The following is a 14,954-nucleotide window of genomic DNA, read 5'->3' on the forward strand; positions in this document are numbered from 1 at the left end:
GGCTCTCAGGATAGAGCGCGTTTTTCAACGCCTCCCCTCATCCGGCCCTCCGGACCACCTTCTCCCCTCCACAGGGGAGAAGGGACTTGAAAATGCTTCCGCTGCGCCTTCCCGAACCGCCCGCCAAGATTGACTCCCGCGCGGCGCTGATTAGGTTCTGGCCCAGTCGTGGGAGAGACCGGATTCGTCCGGCGCCGAAGGCGCAACCGCCCCGGAAACGCTCAGGTGCAAGGGACCGCGACTGACAACACGCTGGAAAGCGGCGCGGCATTTTTTCCGCCGACGCCCGCCGAAGGAGCAAGCGGAGAGCATATTCTCCCGCGAATCTCTCAGGCGCCACGACAGCGGGGGCGGATTGCCGGGCGATGAGGCCCGGTCAAGCTGTCGAGGCAAAATGAGCGATCAAGCGTTGAAGCGCACCCCCCTATATGACCTCCACGTCGCCCTTGGCGCGCGCATGGTGCCGTTTGCCGGCTATGAAATGCCGGTTCAGTACCCCATGGGCATCCTGAAGGAGCACGCCCAGGTGCGAGAGCGCGCCGGCCTGTTCGACGTCTCCCACATGGGTCAGGCCCGCCTGACCGGCGATGACGCCGCGGCCGCGCTGGAAAGCGTTTCCAGCGGCGATCTGCAAAGCCTCGAACACGGCCAGCAGAAATATACGCTGCTGCTGAACGGGGACGGCGGCATCATGGACGACCTCATGGTCTCGCGGCCCGACGAGAACGGCCTGTTCCTGGTCGTCAACGCCGACACCAAGGACGGCGATTTCGACTATATCGCGAAGACGCTGGAAGGCCGCGCCAAGCTGGACCGCCGGGACGACCGCGCGCTGCTGGCGCTGCAGGGCCCCGCAGCCATGCGCGTGATGCAGGCCGTCGCCCCGAAAGCGGCGAAGCTGACCTTCATGCAGGCCGCCCGCGCCGATATTTTTGACGTCAACGCCATCGTCTCCCGCTCCGGCTATACCGGCGAGGACGGGTTCGAGATTTCCGTGCCCGCCGACAAGGCCGTGGAAGTGGCCGAGAAATTCCTGTCCTTCGACGATGTGGAGCCCATAGGCCTCGGCGCGCGGGACTCGCTGCGCCTGGAAGCCGGTCTCTGCCTCTATGGCCACGACATCGACAACACGACCTCCCCGGTCGAGGCCTCGCTGCTCTGGGCGTTGCCCAAGGTGCGGCGCGAGCGCGGCGATTTCCCGGGCGCCGAGCGTATCCTGAAAGAGATCGCGGACGGTCCGACGCGCAAGCGCGTTGGCCTGAAACTGGCCGACCGCGCCCCGGCGCGCGAAGGCGCGGACGTGGCGGACAAGGACGGCAACATCATCGGCGTCGTCACCTCCGGCAGCCTCGCCCCGACGCTGGGCGAGCCCATCGCCATGGCCTATGTGACGCCCGATTTCGCGAAGACCGGAACGGAACTGGACATCCTGGTGCGCGGCAAGGCGCGCGCCGCCGAGGTCGTGAAGACCCCCTTCGTCCCCCAGAATTACTATCGCGGTTGAGGAGACCCCGCCCATGACCACCAAATACACCAAAGACCATGAATGGATCCGCGTTGAAGGCGAAGTCGGCACGGTGGGCATCACCCCGCACGCCGCCGAACAGCTGGGCGACGTGGTGTTCGTCGAGCTGCCCGATGTCGGCGCCAGTCTGAAAAAAGGCGACGAGGCCGCGGTCGTGGAATCGGTGAAGGCCGCCAGCGAGGTTTACGCCCCGGTCTCCGGCGAGGTCGTCGAGGTGAACTCCGCCATCGCCGACAATCCCGGCACGGTGAACGAAGCCGCCGACGGCGCGGGCTGGTTCATCAAGCTCAAGCTCTCCGATGCGGGCGAGCTGGACGGCCTGATGGACGACGGCGCCTACAAGGAATTTGCCGCCAACGAGGGCTGATTTGGCCGAAAAGCGCACGATGAACGCGGGTACCGGCATCGCCATTGGCGTTGCCATCGGCGTGGCGATCGGCGCGGCCATGGATGAAATTGCGCTTGGCGTCGCTCTGGGCGTGGCGCTCGGCGCGGCTTTCGGGGCCGGCTTTGGCCGCCGCGAGCGCAAAAAAGACGATAGTCGAGGCGACGGCGAAGAATGACCTTCCGGGTCGCCATAGCCCTGATTGCCGGACTTCTGATCGGCGCCCTGTTTGGCCTCCAGCTCTCAGAAGGAACGGGCGCTGGCTGGATAGGCGCGGTGATGGGCGCCGTGGCGGGTTTGCCGATTGGCGTGAACTGGGCGGCGCGGACAGAGAACAAATTGGACGTTTCAAACGGACGGAACGAAGACGAATGAGATATCTCCCCCTATCCGACGCCGAACGCGGCGAGATGATGAAGACGATCGGGGTGTCCTCGATCGATGAAATCTTCTCCGATGTTCCGGAATCGGCCCGCCTGGACGGGTTGATCGATCTGCCGCGCCAGAAATCCGAGATGGAGGTCGAGCGCGCCCTGAGGAAGCTCTCGAACATGTCGCTCAGCGCGGGCGAGGCGCCGTTCTTCTGTGGCGCGGGCGCCTATCGCCATCATGTCCCGGCCAGCGTCGATCACATCATCCAGCGGTCGGAGTTCCTCACCGCCTACACGCCGTACCAGCCGGAAATCAGCCAGGGCACGCTGCAGACCCTGTTCGAATTCCAGACCCAGGTCGCGCTCCTGACCGGCATGGAGGTCGCCAACGCCTCCATGTATGACGGCTCCACCTCCACGGCCGAGGCCGTGCTGATGGCCGCCCGCGTCACGCGCCGCAACAAGTGCGTCTTTGCCCCCGGTCTGCACCCCCATTACGCCGAGGCCACCCAGATGCTGGCCCGCACCACCGATATCGACATCACAGAGATCCCGTCCGCCATCGACGCGGACGCGCAGGTGATTGACCAGATCGATGACGAGACCGCCTGCGTGGTCGTGCAGACGCCCAATGTCTTCGGCACGCTGGTGGACCTTGAACTCATCGCCAAAGCCGCGCACGAAAAGGGCGCGCTGGTCATCGCCGTGGTGACCGAAGTGGTCAGCCTCGGCGCGGTGAAGTCGCCGGGCGAAATGGGCGCGGACATCGTCACCGCGGAAGGCCAGTCCATCGGCAACCCGCTGACCTTCGGCGGCCCGTATGTCGGCCTGTTTGCCTGCCGCGAAAAATTCGTCCGCCAGATGCCGGGGCGCCTGGCCGGCGAGACGGTGGACGCCGACGGCAATCGCGGCTTCGTGCTGACCCTCTCGACGCGGGAGCAGCATATCCGCCGCGGCCGCGCCACTTCCAATATCTGCACCAATGCCGGCCTCTGCGCGCTGGCCTGGACCATTCACATGACCCTGCTGGGCGAGAAGGGGCTGAGGGAGCTGGCGACGCTCAATCACCGCCGCGCCCGACAGCTCGCCGAACGCCTCGGCAAGCTGGACGGGGTCGAGGTGGTCACGCCGCGCTTCTTCAATGAATTCGCGCTGCGCCTCGCCAAGCCCGCCGCCGGGGTGGTGGAAACGCTGGCCGCCCAGAACGTCCTCGCCGGCGTGCCGTTCAGCCGCCTGGATCCCAACGCGGGCCTGCACGACATCCTGCTGGTCGCGGTCACAGAGACCGTCACCGACGATGATTTCGACGCGCTGGAAAACGCCCTGAAGGGAGCGCTGTAAGATGAGCGCAATGAAAAATAGGTCAGATATTGAGCTTCGTGATTCAGGTTACGATATTGTTCATCAAACTGAAAAAGTTAGCGAAATCACTCTGAATCTCTCAAGCCGTTATATTTACACCTCCAAGGAGTCGTCCGCATGGAACTTCATAGCTCATCCGGACGATCATCGTTTGTTGCGGCATATCTCGGATTTGAGATTGGGTAAATACATGGAATATTTCAATTCTAATATGCGAAACTTTCCGAAAAAGCTCAATAAAGGGTCAGAGCCGACTTGCTATGGAATCAAGCTTGAATTCCCGGATAGGTCACAATTCATTGAAGCGGTTAGCGACTACGAAGACAATACGAAATAGGGCTTTGGTTTAACTCGATGAATACGCTCAACAAGCAAGGACGCCCGTCCCGCCCCGCCGTCGCGCAGGCAGAGAATGAAGGCCAGTTCGAGACCTTTTCCGGCTCCAAGGCGCTGCAGCAGACAGAGCTTCTGCTGTTCGATCGCGGCGACAATGAACGCACCGGCGTGGACCTGCCCGAGACTCCGGACATCGCGGACGATCTCGGCGATTTCGCACGCAAGGACGCCATCGGCCTGCCCGGCCTGACCGAGCCCGAGGCGATGCGCCATTATGTGCGTCTCAGCCAGAAGAACTACGCCATTGATCTGGGCGTCTATCCGCTCGGCTCCTGCACGATGAAGCACAATCCGCGCCTGAACGAGAAGATGGCGCGCCTGCCGGGCTTTGGCGATCTGCACCCGCTGCAGCCGGAATCCACCGTGCAGGGCGCGCTGGCCCTGATGGACCAGCTCAGCCACTGGCTCACCACGCTCACCGGCATGCCCGCCGTCGCGCTCAGTCCCAAGGCCGGTGCCCATGGCGAGCTTTGCGGCATGCTGGCGATCCGCGCCAAGCTGGACGCGGATGGCCAGACAAAGCGCCGCCGCGTGCTGGTCCCGGACTCCGCCCACGGCACCAATCCGGCCACGGCCGTGCAGTGCGGCTTCACCGTCGACGAGATCCCCAGCGATGACACCGGCCGCGTCGATCTGGAGGCGCTGAAGGGCAAGCTGGGCGACGATGTCGCCGGCATCATGCTGACCAACCCCAATACGTGCGGCCTGTTCGAACGCGACATCCGCACCATCGCCGACCTGATTCACGAGGCGGGGGGCTATTTCTACTGCGACGGCGCCAATTTCAACGCCATTGTCGGCCGGGTCCGCCCGGGCGATCTCGGCGTCGACGCCATGCACATCAACCTGCACAAGACCTTCTCCACCCCGCATGGCGGCGGCGGCCCCGGTGCCGGCCCGACCGTGTTCTCCGACGCGCTGGCCCCGTACGCGCCGGTCCCTTACGTCGTGAAGGACGGCGATAAGTGGAAACTGGTTGAGCGCAACGAAGACGCCGAAGGCGCGCCCTTCGGCCGCATGTCGGCCTTCCATGGCCAGATGGGCATGTTCGTCCGCGCGCTCTCCTACATGATGAGCCACGGCGCCGACGGCCTGAAACAGGCCAGCGAGGACGCGGTCCTCAACGCCAACTACCTGCTGGCCCTGCTGGACGGCCCGATGACCCGCGCCTTCGACGGCTATTGCATGCACGAAGCGCTGTTCAACGATAATTTCCTGAAAGACACCGGCGTGGAAACGCTCGACTTCGCCAAGGCGATGATCGACGAGGGCTACCACCCCATGACCATGTATTTCCCGCTGGTCGTGCACGGCGCCCTGCTGATCGAGCCGACGGAGTCGGAGTCGAAAACCTCGCTGGACCGCTTCGCCGACACGCTTCTGGCCCTGGCCGAAGCCGCCAAGGCGGGCGAGACCGAACGCTTCAAACAGGCCCCGGTCCACGCCCCCCTGCGACGCCTCGACGAAACCCGGGCCGCCCGGCAACCCGTCCTCCGCTGGAAACCCGCGGAAGCCGAAGCCCAGGCCGCACAATAAGAAAAGCCCCTCCCGGAAACGGGAGGGGCTTTTTTTCCCCGTCTTTCTCTGGCCTGAGCGGAGGTTGACGGGGAAACTCCGCCGAATTTCCCGGGAAAGTCCCGCCTTCTGGACCCCGCCTTCGAGACGCTGCTCCGCAGCTCCTCAGGCTAAGGAATTGGGGTTGGAAACTATTGTTTCTCCATCCCTTCCTATCACCCTTCCCCTGAGGAGCCGCGCCTTCAGGCGCGGCGTCTCGAAGGGCCGTCACAGAATAAAACGCGTCCTCCCTATCCCCCCATTGTCATCCCGGACTTGATCCGGGATCCCGGCGAACAAGCGCGCAAGCTCCGCCGAGATCCCGCATCTCCGCTGCGCTCCGTGCGGGATGACAATTTAGGAGGATGAATCACAAACAATCCGCCCGGCTTCCCACCTGAGCCATACTCGTCGGTGTTCGCCGTCATGCGAGGGGCTTCGGATCCGGTCGCCCGAGGGACGGAGTGAACGCGGTTCCCGGGATACGGCATGGCTCGGCCGAGTCCGTGCGCGTCCCGGCGCACCGCCAGGCGCCAGTCTGAGGCTGAAATGCCCTGGCTATTAAGACTCTGGCGGAAAGCGGATGGAGAGGCCGGTCGAGGCGACTCCCGCCCTCCGCAAAAGAACCGCGCGGCGCGTCTCAAGGACGCGAAACATACAAACACACGGTAACCGGCGTCCCGAAAGACGCGCCGCACCACCCTCGTGTTTTCTTGGATAACTCTGCGGCGGACGCGCCGTGGAGCCAAACGCGTAACCGAAGACACCAACCACCATCGTCATCCTCCGACGAAGCGAAGCGGAGATCGGAGGATGACGATGAAGAGAGGTGTGGGGCCGAAAGAGAGAAACCCTCGTCCCCTTAATTGGGGGAAAGGGAGAAACTGATAATCGACGCAAAGGCCCCGCGTGAAACCGTAACCCGCCGGCCATGCAGACGCCTTTGCGCGCCTTCCGCCCAGCCCTTATGCTCCGCGCCAAATATTCACAGCCTGAAAAGAGGCCCTCCATGCGCGCTCTGCTGCTTTCCTCCGCCGCCTTCGCCCTTCTCGCCGCCTGCGGGTCCGACGCGCCCGAAGCGCCGGAAGACGAGGCCCCGGCGGGCGAGGCCCTGCCGCAGGACGCAGATCCCGCCGATGAGGCCGGCGCGATGGACGAGGCGGACGCGGACGCGGACGGGACCGCCGCCGAAGACACCGCTTCCGCCGCCGAGGCCGCTTATGACATCAAGGCCCAGCGCGCCAAGATCGCCCGCATCGAGATGAACCCCGACGTCTCCTTCCTCAATGAGGAAGAGCGCGAGGTCGTCAATATCCTGATCGACGCCGCCGAGATCATGACCGATCTCTATGTCCGCCAGATCCGCGAGGGCAATCAGGAATTGCGCGCCGAAATCGCCCGGAGCGATCCGGAAAATCGCGGCCGCCTGCTGGACATGTACGATCTGCATCTGGGCGCCTGGGACAGCCTGGACGAATACCATCCCTTCTATGGCGACGAGGAACTGCCGCTGGGCGCGGGCTTCTATCCCGAAGACATTACGCGTGAGGAATTCCAGACCTGGGTTGATGAGCACCCCGATCAGGCGGACGCCTTCACCGATCCCTATACCGTCATCCGCCGCACCGATGATGGCGGGCTGGAGGCGACCCCGTATTCCGAGTTCTACGCCGGCAAGCTGTCACAGGCCGCCGATCTGCTGCGCCAGGCGGCGGAGACGACCTCCAATGAAAGCCTGAAAAACTATCTCAACCTGCGGGCCGAGGCGTTCCGCACGAACGACTATTTCGACTCCGACATGGCGTGGATGGACCTGGAAGGCACGCCCATCGAAGTCGTGATCGGCCCCTATGAGGTCTATACGGACCGCCTGCTGGGCCAGAAAGCGGCCTTCGAGGCCTTCATCACGGTCAAGGATCCCGAGGAAAGCGCGGCGCTGGACAAGTACAAGGCGCATCTGCGCGACATGGAGGAAAACCTCCCGGTCGAGGATTCCTACAAGAATTTCCAGCGCGGTTTTGAATCGCCCATCGTCGTGGCCGATCAGGTCCATGGCGGCGGCGACAATGTGCCGGGCGTGCAGACCATCGCCTTCAACCTGCCCAATGACGAGCGCGTGCGCGAGGCCAAGGGCGCCAAGAAGGTGATCCTGGAAAACGTGCTGGGCGCGAAATACGACCGCATCCTGTCGCCGATGGCGGACAAGGTCCTTGTCGCCGATCAGGCGGACCTGGTGTCGCGGGTCTATATGCAGCGTAACACGCTGTTCCATGAGCTGAGCCACAGCCTCGGCCCGGGTACGATCACCCTTGACGGCCGCGAGACCACCGTCAGCGCCGTGCTGAAAGAGGTTTATTCCGCCTCGGAAGAGGCCAAGGCGGACGTCATGGGCGTCTATAACATCCTCTACATGATGAATGAGGGCGAGCTGCCCGAGGCCGAGCGGGACGAGCTGCTGGCGACCTATTTTGCCGGCATTTTCCGCGCCGTCCGCTTCGGCATTGACGAGGCGCACGGCCGCGGCGCGGCGCTGCAATACTCCTATTACAAGGAGAAGGGCGCATTTGAGTGGGTCGCTGAAGAGAACCGCTACCGCGTCGATTATGACGCGCTGGAAGGCGCCGTCACCGACCTGACGGGGGACCTCATCCGTCTGCAGGGCGACGGCGATTATGACGGCATGAAAGCCTTTTTCGAGAAATATGCCCGTCTGGACGGCAATGCGCGGGCCGTCCTGAACTCGATGGGCGGCATCCCGGTGGACATTCAGCCGATCTATCCGGACGAGATCTGATCCGGGCGCCGGGCCGCGCCAGCGCCGCGCGGCCCGGCTACCAGATGCGGGAGGCGATGCGCCCGCCTTCGGGCTTGCGCGCCGCGAATATCCGGCTGCGCAGCCGCGCCGCCGCGCCGATGACCGGCCGCTCGAAAAAGGTGAAGGCCAGCCAGGCCAGCATGACCGAGGCCCCGGCCATCACAATGGCCGCAAGCACATTATCCCAAAGCGTTCCGTACGCGGAGACCGGCGCCCACAGCCGCGACAGGGCCGAAATGACAAGGAAATGGCCCAGATAGAGCGAATAGGACCAGTCGCCCAGCCGCACCGCCCATCCCGGCGCGCGCCAGCCATGGTCCAGCTCCAGCCCCACCGCGCCATAGACGATCAGCGCGCAGGCCGGCGCGAAGATCAGCGTGCGGGGCCAGTTTGTCGCCGTCCCCGTGGTCGCCTGCTCCGGCCCGATGGCGCCCATGCCAAGGATCAGGCCGGCCAGCCCAAGCGCCAGCGCGACATGCGCCCCGGCGCGCCGCCCGGACGTTAACAGCAGGCCCACGACCGCCCCGGCGATGAATTCCAGCGTCAGCGGGTCGAAGATCAGGCGGATGACTGGCCGCGCCTCCCCCGCGCCCAGCGCCTGCCCGCCCACAACCATCGCCGCCCAGCCGGCCAGCAGGAAAGGAAGGAAGCGGCCCGGCAGCAAAATGAACAGCGTGAAGACCAGGTAGAAATACATCTCGTGAACCAGCGTCCACGCCAGGCCCAGAAACATTGTCGCATCCGACGGCCACAGTGCCAGCGACGCGGCCAGATTTCCGGCCTCCAGCTTCACCGCCAGCGACCCGGTGAAGGCGAAGGCCAGCGCCGCCAGACCGCAGAACAGCCAGTAGGTCGGATAAATGCGCGCGAACCGGCTGAACAGAAACGACCCGGCCTGCGTTTTTGAGCCCAGCCGCCCGCGCGTGACCAGGACCATGACGAAGCCGGAAATGACGAAGAACAGATCCACGCCCGAATAGCCATAGAGCAGGAAGACCGGAACGGCGGCCTCCGCATGGTCGCGCATCTCGATGTAGTGAATATGCGAAAAAAGCACGAGGCAGGCGGCCAGAGCCCGCAGGGCCTGAACGCCCAGTATCCTGTCTGTCATGTCCGCCCGCCCGTTGCGATTCCGTGACCGATGTTAGCCGCCGTGGCGAAGGCTTGGTAGAGAAAGAACCGTTCGTGGAAAGCGTGACCGGGAGCCCCTAGCGATGCAATTTCTTCAGGAACTGACGATGGGCGGGCTGGATTTCCTGGCCACGCTTTTCATTTTCTGCATCGGCGCGGGCCTGTTCGCCGTGGTGGTCCTGTGGATCGCCGACGCCACGCAAAGCCAGGATTCCATCCGGCACAACTATCCGGTGATTGGCCGCTTCCGGACCATCTTCAACCGGCTGGGCGAGTTCTTCCGGCAATATTTCTTCGCGCTGGACCGGGAGGAAATGCCCTTCAACCGCGCCCAGCGGGAATGGGTCTACAAGTCGTCGAAGGGCGCGCCGAACATCCAGCCTTTCGGCTCCACCCTCAATCTGAATCTCATCGGCACGCCGGTCTTCATCAACGCCGCCTATCCCTATCTGGACGCCGGCGGCGACCATGACGATCCGCCGGAACTGGTGTTCGGCCCGCAGACGCCAAACCCCTATCGCACGCAGCGCCTGATCAATATCTCGGCCATGAGCTACGGCTCGATCTCCAAACCGGCCGTGCAGGCGCTGTCGCGCGGCGCGGCCCAGATCGGGTGCTGGCTGAACACGGGGGAGGGCGGGCTCTCGCCGCACCACCTCGAGGGCGGCTGCGACATCGTCTTCCAGATCGGGACGGCGAAATACGGCGTGCGCAATTCCGACGGCTCGCTGTCGGACGAACGTCTGGCCGAAATCGCCGCGCATGATCAGGTGAAGATGATCGAGGTGAAACTCAGCCAGGGCGCCAAGCCGGGCAAGGGCGGCATCCTGCCCGGCGACAAGGTGACAGAGGAAATCGCGGAAATTCGCGGCATCCCGGCCGGGCTCGATTCCATCTCTCCCAACCGGTTCGAGGAAATCGCCGATAATTCCGACCTTCTGGATTTTATCGCGCGGGTCCGGGGCGTGGCGAACAAGCCGGTCGGGTTCAAATCCTGCTTTGGCTCCTATGACTGGCTGGAAGATCTCTGCGACGAAATTCATCGCCGCGGGCCGGACAGCGCGCCCGACTTCATCACCGTGGATGGCGGGGAGGGCGGCACCGGCGCCGCGCCCATGCCGCTGATGGACAATATGGGCCTGTCCATCCGCCAGTCCCTGCCCGGCGTTGTCGATACGCTGATCCGCAAGGGGCTGCGCGACCGCATCAAGGTGATCGCCTCGGGCAAGCTGATCACCCCGGCGGAGGCCAGCTGGGCCTATTGCGCCGGCGCGGATTCGGTCAATTCGGCGCGCGGATTCATGTTTTCGATCGGCTGTATCCAGGCCATGCGCTGCCACACCAATAACTGTCCGACGGGCGTGACCACCCACAAGGAAAGCCTGCAAGGCGGGCTGGACCCGGAACAGAAATCAAAATCGGTGGCCAATTATGTCGGACGCATCGAATACGGCATCGGCGTCATCGCCCATTCCTGCGGCGTCGCCCATGGCCGGAACCTGGAGCGGCGGCATGTCCGCATCGTCCAGCCTGACGGGCGCGCTGTGCCGCTCAGCGAAATCTGCCCGGCCGCCCCTGCGAAGCCCGCCGCCGCGGCGGAATGATGGGAAAGCCGTTTGAGGCCGCGCCGGGCGCTGCTACCAGAAACCCTGTTGTTTGACGCTTGAACGGAATAGCCCATGGAAATCGCCGCCATCATCGCCGGACTTGTCTTCCTGACCGTCGGGGGGGACGCGCTGGTGCGCGGATCGGTGGCGACGGCGCGGCGGCTGGGCGTTTCGCCCATGATCATTGGCCTGACGCTGGTCGGGTTCGGCACCTCGACGCCGGAACTGGTGACCAGCCTGCAGGCGGCCTTCGCCGGATCGCCGGGCGTGGCGGTGGGCAATGTCGTCGGCTCCAACATTGCCAATTTCCTTCTGATCCTGGGCGTGTCCGCGCTGGTCTTCCCGGTCGTCTGTGATCGCCGGGCGCTGGGCTGGGACGGCTTGATTGCCGCGGGCGCGGCCATCGCGCTGACGCTGGCCGCGCTGACGGTCGGTTTCGACCGCTGGGTAGGCCTCGCCTTTGTCGCGCTCTTGGCGGGGTATCTGTTCGCGACATGGCTGCGCGAGCGCGGCGGCGTCGCGCCGGAGGAAGCGGACCTGCATGTGCGCGAGGGCGGGGTGGTGGGAGAGGGCGCGGCCCCGCTCTGGCGTTCCCTGCTGATCGCGTTCGCCGGCATCGTCATCACCATCCTGGGCGCGCGATTCCTCGTCTTCGGGGCGATCGAGGTGGCGCGCGGCTTCTCCGTGCCCGAAACGGTGATCGGTCTGACCATCGTGGCGGTCGGCACCTCCCTGCCGGAGCTGGTGACGTCCCTGATCGCGGCTTTCCGCAAGGAAAGCGATATTGCGCTGGGCAATGTCCTCGGCTCCAACATTTTCAACGTGCTGGCCATTCTGGGCGTCACCGCAATGATCCGCCCGATGGAAGCCCCGGCGGACATCGCGGGAACCGATGTCTGGGTGATGCTGGCCGCGACCGCGCTGGTGCTGTTCTTTGCGTTCACGAACCGCAAGATCAGCCGTCTGGAAGGCGGGGTGATGGTGCTGCTCTACGCGACCTATATCGGTCTGCTGGCCATTCGCGCAGGCGCGGGGGCGGCCTAGGGCGCGCCCGCGCCGCGCCAGGCCGGCTTGCGCCCGAAGATCCGCCGCCGCAGCGTTCGCGTGACATGCAGCATCGGCTTCTCCGCCAGAAGATGCGCGGCCGCGGAGGCGGCGATGGCGGCCGCCGACAGGATGATGAGGGCCGCGACATTGTCGATTGCCCCGCCAGTGGCGACGGGCGCCCAGAGCCGCCCCAGCGCCGACAGGGTCAGCACATGGGTCAGGTACAGCGCATAGGACCAGTCGCCGAACACGCCGGACCACGCGGGCGCGGCGCGGCCGCGATGCTCCATCGCCGCCAGTCCATAGACGATCAGCGCCCCCGGCGGTCCGAATAACAGCGCCCGCGCCCAGTGATCGGGGAACGCGCCGGGCCAGTTCGCGCCGGCATAGATCAGCGCGGCGCAGAACGCCGCAACGCCCAGCGCCAGAATGGCGGCCCCCGCGCGTTTTTCGCCGGGCAGCCCATGGAAAATCAGCGCCGCCGCGGCGCCCAGAACGAATTCCAGCGTCAGAGGGTGAAAGACGATAGCCAGTTCCGGACTGACCCCGCCAAGGCCCGCCAGCGCGCCCAGCGTCACCGCGCCCATCCACAGCGCCAGCAGGGCGGGCAGCCAGCGGCGCGGCGCCAGAAGCATCGCCGCGAATACCAGATAGAAATAAAGTTCATGTATCAGGGTCCAGCCCACAGCCAGAAGCGGAGGGCGGCTTTCGGGCCACAGGGCGAGGGATTTTATCAGATCGGGGCTTCCGGTCGCCGATGCGAACACCATATCAGGCCAACGTAGCCAGACGACGATGAGGAAAAGACTGACCAGCCAGTAGAGCGGATAGATGCGCGTGAAGCGCGAGAACAGGAACGCCCCCGCCTTTCGCGGAGCCCCGAAATCGCCCTGCGTGACATGGACCATGATGAATCCGGAGATGACGAAGAACAGGTCGACCCCGGAGAATCCCAGTATGGTCTCTCCGGGAAGGATCGTATCTCCGCCATATTTGGCTTCTACCACGCCCAGATGTGACAGGACGACGAGACTGGCCGCAACGCCGCGAAGCGCCTGAATATTGACGAGATAGCGGTTCATATCGCGAAACAGGCTTTCAGGCGGCGGCCCCGGGCAGGCCTTTAGACAAGGGGGACGATATTCATCGAACCCCGACCCCCAGGGCAACCATGAATGCTCATCGCGCGTTCAGCCGCGGTCTGTGAGACTTCTTGCAGCCCGTTTTGAGAAGAAAGGAGCCGGCGCCTTCAAGACGCGTCGAAACTGATGATCGCACTGATACTCCGCCCCATCATGGCGACGTTCGGCGTGCTGCTGATTCTGCTCGGCATTCCGATCACGCCGCTACCGATTCCTCTGGGGCTTCCCATGATCATCACGGGCACGTTCCTGCTGATGCACAGCGTGCCGCGCTTCCGCCGGGCCGTGATGGCGTGGCTGCACAATCACCCGCGTGTCCATGCCCGGGTGCGCGCCGTCCAGCGCCGCACCCGCCGCCGGAAAACAACCTCGGAAAATTAGCGGGCGTTCGCCCTTAGCGGATCTGCGGATTGCCGCCCGATAGCAGCCCCGGCTTTCAATTCCTGTTCTTCGCCGATGCCTGTTTTGTCATTGCGCTTGTCTTTGCCGACTCTGCCGCGCGCCGCGCCACCGTACTGCGTAGGGCAGCACGAACATATACAAACCCGTCGCCAGCAGCAGGAAGAGCGGCCCCAGCGCCAGGAAATAAACCCAGACCGGCGGCTCCTCCCCGCTCATCGTGGCGACGAAATTGACGATTACGCCGAGCGTAAAGGCGATAGACAGCCAGCGATGTATCTGGCGAATCCATTTGCTAAAGATCATAGGGACTCCTTCAGGAAAAAATCTGAACCGGGATTATCGCGTCGCGCTGGAAGCGGACCTCAGGCGGTCTTTTCCAGGACCTGCTCCAGCGCATCGAAAAAGCGCGGCCAACCGGCCCGCGCGCCGTGGAAGTATCGCGGCTGTCCAGTCGGGAAGCCCGTCTGCTCCATGCGAAGCCGGGTTCCGCCGCCGGCCGGTTCAAGCGTCCAGGCGACAACGCTCTCAAGCTCGCCCGATACCCACGTATAGGTCAGCGCCCTTTGCGGCTCGACTTCCAACACCTGGCAATCGACGACGCCCCAGTCGAACTGGAAATCGAAACGGTGATCCACGACAGGTTTGAAATCGCTCTTCATCAGCCACTCCTCAATCAGGTGCGGCTGTGTGAGAGCCCGCCAGATTTTTTCCGGCGGATAGGGCAGGTCCCGCTCCACGACGACTGCGCGCGGTTCGGCTGACGGTTCGGTCATTGATCCATCCTTTTGAGAAGATCTTCGAGGGCGTCCAGCCGGTTCTCCCAGAACCCGGCCATCTCCCCCGTCCAGTCATTCAGCGGCGTCAGAGCGCCGGGCAGGGGGCTGTAATGGGTTTCGCGGCCCTGATGACGGTCGCGCACAAGCCCGGCCTGTTTCAGCAGCCTGAGATGCTTCGAGACCGCCGGTTGCGAAATTCCCGCCGCCGCCGTCAGTCCGCCGACCGTCTGTTCTCCCTCACGGCACAGCCGCTCGAAAATCGCCCGCCGGGTTGGATCGGCGAGCGCCTTGAACAGAACTTCATGGGCATCGGGCATAGAGACACATAACTGGCTGGTTATTGAATGAGCCAATAACCAGCCAGTTATGCATGAGTCAAACAGGAATGAGGGTGCTGAATAGCAAAACGGCCGCGCCGGAAAGGGCGCGGCCGTTCAAAGC

Annotated in this window: 16 protein-coding genes and 1 riboswitch; of the genes, 11 read left to right on the plus strand and 5 right to left on the minus strand. The window is 64.2% G+C overall.

The window, feature by feature from the left end:
* Positions 1–242: 242 nt before the first annotated feature.
* Positions 243–355, plus strand: a riboswitch (glycine riboswitch).
* A 39-nt stretch (positions 356–394) separates the two neighbouring features.
* The 8 genes from gcvT to L338_RS14035 all read left to right on the plus strand — a co-directional run bounded on the left by gcvT (position 395) and on the right by L338_RS14035 (position 8,387).
* Positions 395–1,504: a glycine cleavage system aminomethyltransferase GcvT gene (gene gcvT, locus L338_RS14005; RefSeq protein WP_022699022.1), complete on the plus strand. Its 1,110-nt coding sequence runs from the start codon at positions 395–397 to the stop codon at positions 1,502–1,504.
* Positions 1,505–1,517: 13 nt separating this feature from the next.
* The gene (gcvH, locus tag L338_RS14010; protein ID WP_022699023.1) at positions 1,518–1,892 is read left to right on the plus strand and encodes a glycine cleavage system protein GcvH; all 375 of its coding nucleotides are present in this window, start codon (positions 1,518–1,520) and stop codon (positions 1,890–1,892) included.
* A gap of 19 nt (positions 1,893–1,911) precedes the next feature.
* Positions 1,912–2,088 (plus strand): glycine zipper domain-containing protein, encoded by a 177-nt coding sequence (locus tag L338_RS17735; RefSeq protein ID WP_169435144.1) that lies wholly within the window; start codon positions 1,912–1,914, stop codon positions 2,086–2,088.
* Entirely contained in the window at positions 2,085–2,285 is a 201-nt protein-coding gene (locus L338_RS14020) for a hypothetical protein (protein ID WP_022699025.1), read from the plus strand. The genes L338_RS17735 and L338_RS14020 overlap by 4 nt, the downstream gene beginning before the upstream one ends.
* Entirely contained in the window at positions 2,282–3,622 is a 1,341-nt protein-coding gene (gcvPA, locus tag L338_RS14025; protein ID WP_022699026.1) for an aminomethyl-transferring glycine dehydrogenase subunit GcvPA, read from the plus strand. The genes L338_RS14020 and gcvPA overlap by 4 nt, the downstream gene beginning before the upstream one ends.
* A gap of 1 nt (position 3,623) precedes the next feature.
* Positions 3,624–3,980 carry a hypothetical protein gene (locus L338_RS17440; RefSeq protein ID WP_152485909.1) on the plus strand — a complete coding sequence of 119 codons (357 nt, stop codon included), beginning with the start codon at positions 3,624–3,626 and terminating at the stop codon, positions 3,978–3,980.
* Positions 3,981–3,997: 17 nt separating this feature from the next.
* Positions 3,998–5,575 carry an aminomethyl-transferring glycine dehydrogenase subunit GcvPB gene (gcvPB, locus tag L338_RS14030; RefSeq protein WP_022699027.1) on the plus strand — a complete coding sequence of 526 codons (1,578 nt, stop codon included), beginning with the start codon at positions 3,998–4,000 and terminating at the stop codon, positions 5,573–5,575.
* Between the two features lie 1,027 nt (positions 5,576–6,602).
* Entirely contained in the window at positions 6,603–8,387 is a 1,785-nt protein-coding gene (locus L338_RS14035) for a dipeptidyl-peptidase 3 family protein (RefSeq protein ID WP_022699028.1), read from the plus strand.
* A gap of 37 nt (positions 8,388–8,424) precedes the next feature.
* On the opposite strand, the gene L338_RS14040 is transcribed toward L338_RS14035, so the two are convergent.
* Positions 8,425–9,519, minus strand: a complete 1,095-nt coding sequence (locus L338_RS14040; protein WP_022699029.1) for an acyltransferase family protein — start codon at positions 9,517–9,519, stop codon at positions 8,425–8,427.
* 103 nt (positions 9,520–9,622) lie between these two features.
* On the opposite strand from L338_RS14040, the gene L338_RS14045 reads away from it, so the two are divergent.
* Complete coding sequence (locus L338_RS14045; protein WP_022699030.1) at positions 9,623–11,143, plus strand: FMN-binding glutamate synthase family protein; 1,521 nt, start codon at positions 9,623–9,625, stop codon at positions 11,141–11,143.
* Positions 11,144–11,218: 75 nt separating this feature from the next.
* Positions 11,219–12,190, plus strand: a complete 972-nt coding sequence (locus L338_RS14050) for a calcium/sodium antiporter (protein ID WP_022699031.1) — start codon at positions 11,219–11,221, stop codon at positions 12,188–12,190.
* Here the strand turns inward: L338_RS14050 and L338_RS14055 are convergent.
* On the minus strand, positions 12,187–13,275 hold the full coding sequence (locus L338_RS14055; RefSeq protein WP_022699032.1) for an acyltransferase family protein: 1,089 nt from the start codon (positions 13,273–13,275) through the stop codon (positions 12,187–12,189). The two genes, L338_RS14050 and L338_RS14055, sit on opposite strands and share 4 nt — an antisense overlap.
* Positions 13,276–13,461: 186 nt before the next feature.
* On the opposite strand from L338_RS14055, the gene L338_RS14060 reads away from it, so the two are divergent.
* Entirely contained in the window at positions 13,462–13,716 is a 255-nt protein-coding gene (locus L338_RS14060) for a hypothetical protein (RefSeq protein ID WP_022699033.1), read from the plus strand.
* A gap of 87 nt (positions 13,717–13,803) precedes the next feature.
* Here L338_RS14060 and L338_RS14065 read toward each other — a convergent pair whose 3' ends face one another.
* The 3 genes from L338_RS14065 to L338_RS14075 are packed head-to-tail and all read right to left on the minus strand — an operon-like array spanning position 13,804 to position 14,830.
* Complete coding sequence (locus tag L338_RS14065) at positions 13,804–14,040, minus strand: hypothetical protein (protein WP_022699034.1); 237 nt, start codon at positions 14,038–14,040, stop codon at positions 13,804–13,806.
* 59 nt (positions 14,041–14,099) lie between these two features.
* A complete protein-coding gene (locus L338_RS14070; RefSeq protein ID WP_022699035.1) occupies positions 14,100–14,510 on the minus strand; it encodes an SRPBCC family protein in 411 nt (136 codons plus the stop codon).
* Positions 14,507–14,830, minus strand: a complete 324-nt coding sequence (locus L338_RS14075; RefSeq protein WP_022699036.1) for an ArsR/SmtB family transcription factor — start codon at positions 14,828–14,830, stop codon at positions 14,507–14,509. Before L338_RS14075 ends, L338_RS14070 begins: the two co-directional genes overlap by 4 nt.
* Positions 14,831–14,954: the final 124 nt, after the last annotated feature.

Source organism: Euryhalocaulis caribicus, assembly GCF_000412185.1.
GTDB classification, from domain to species: Bacteria; Pseudomonadota; Alphaproteobacteria; order Caulobacterales; family Maricaulaceae; genus Euryhalocaulis; species Euryhalocaulis caribicus.

Coding starts and splice junctions, on each gene's coding strand:
- gcvT (WP_022699022.1), top strand. CDS start 395: ATGAGCGATCAAGCGTTGAAGCGCACCCCCCTATATGACCTCCACGTC.
- gcvH (WP_022699023.1), top strand. CDS start 1,518: ATGACCACCAAATACACCAAAGACCATGAATGGATCCGCGTTGAAGGC.
- L338_RS17735 (WP_169435144.1), top strand. CDS start 1,912: ATGAACGCGGGTACCGGCATCGCCATTGGCGTTGCCATCGGCGTGGCG.
- L338_RS14020 (WP_022699025.1), top strand. CDS start 2,085: ATGACCTTCCGGGTCGCCATAGCCCTGATTGCCGGACTTCTGATCGGC.
- gcvPA (WP_022699026.1), top strand. CDS start 2,282: ATGAGATATCTCCCCCTATCCGACGCCGAACGCGGCGAGATGATGAAG.
- L338_RS17440 (WP_152485909.1), top strand. CDS start 3,624: ATGAGCGCAATGAAAAATAGGTCAGATATTGAGCTTCGTGATTCAGGT.
- gcvPB (WP_022699027.1), top strand. CDS start 3,998: ATGAATACGCTCAACAAGCAAGGACGCCCGTCCCGCCCCGCCGTCGCG.
- L338_RS14035 (WP_022699028.1), top strand. CDS start 6,603: ATGCGCGCTCTGCTGCTTTCCTCCGCCGCCTTCGCCCTTCTCGCCGCC.
- L338_RS14040 (WP_022699029.1), bottom strand. CDS start 9,519: ATGACAGACAGGATACTGGGCGTTCAGGCCCTGCGGGCTCTGGCCGCC.
- L338_RS14045 (WP_022699030.1), top strand. CDS start 9,623: ATGCAATTTCTTCAGGAACTGACGATGGGCGGGCTGGATTTCCTGGCC.
- L338_RS14050 (WP_022699031.1), top strand. CDS start 11,219: ATGGAAATCGCCGCCATCATCGCCGGACTTGTCTTCCTGACCGTCGGG.
- L338_RS14055 (WP_022699032.1), bottom strand. CDS start 13,275: ATGAACCGCTATCTCGTCAATATTCAGGCGCTTCGCGGCGTTGCGGCC.
- L338_RS14060 (WP_022699033.1), top strand. CDS start 13,462: ATGATCGCACTGATACTCCGCCCCATCATGGCGACGTTCGGCGTGCTG.
- L338_RS14065 (WP_022699034.1), bottom strand. CDS start 14,040: ATGATCTTTAGCAAATGGATTCGCCAGATACATCGCTGGCTGTCTATC.
- L338_RS14070 (WP_022699035.1), bottom strand. CDS start 14,510: ATGACCGAACCGTCAGCCGAACCGCGCGCAGTCGTCGTGGAGCGGGAC.
- L338_RS14075 (WP_022699036.1), bottom strand. CDS start 14,830: ATGCCCGATGCCCATGAAGTTCTGTTCAAGGCGCTCGCCGATCCAACC.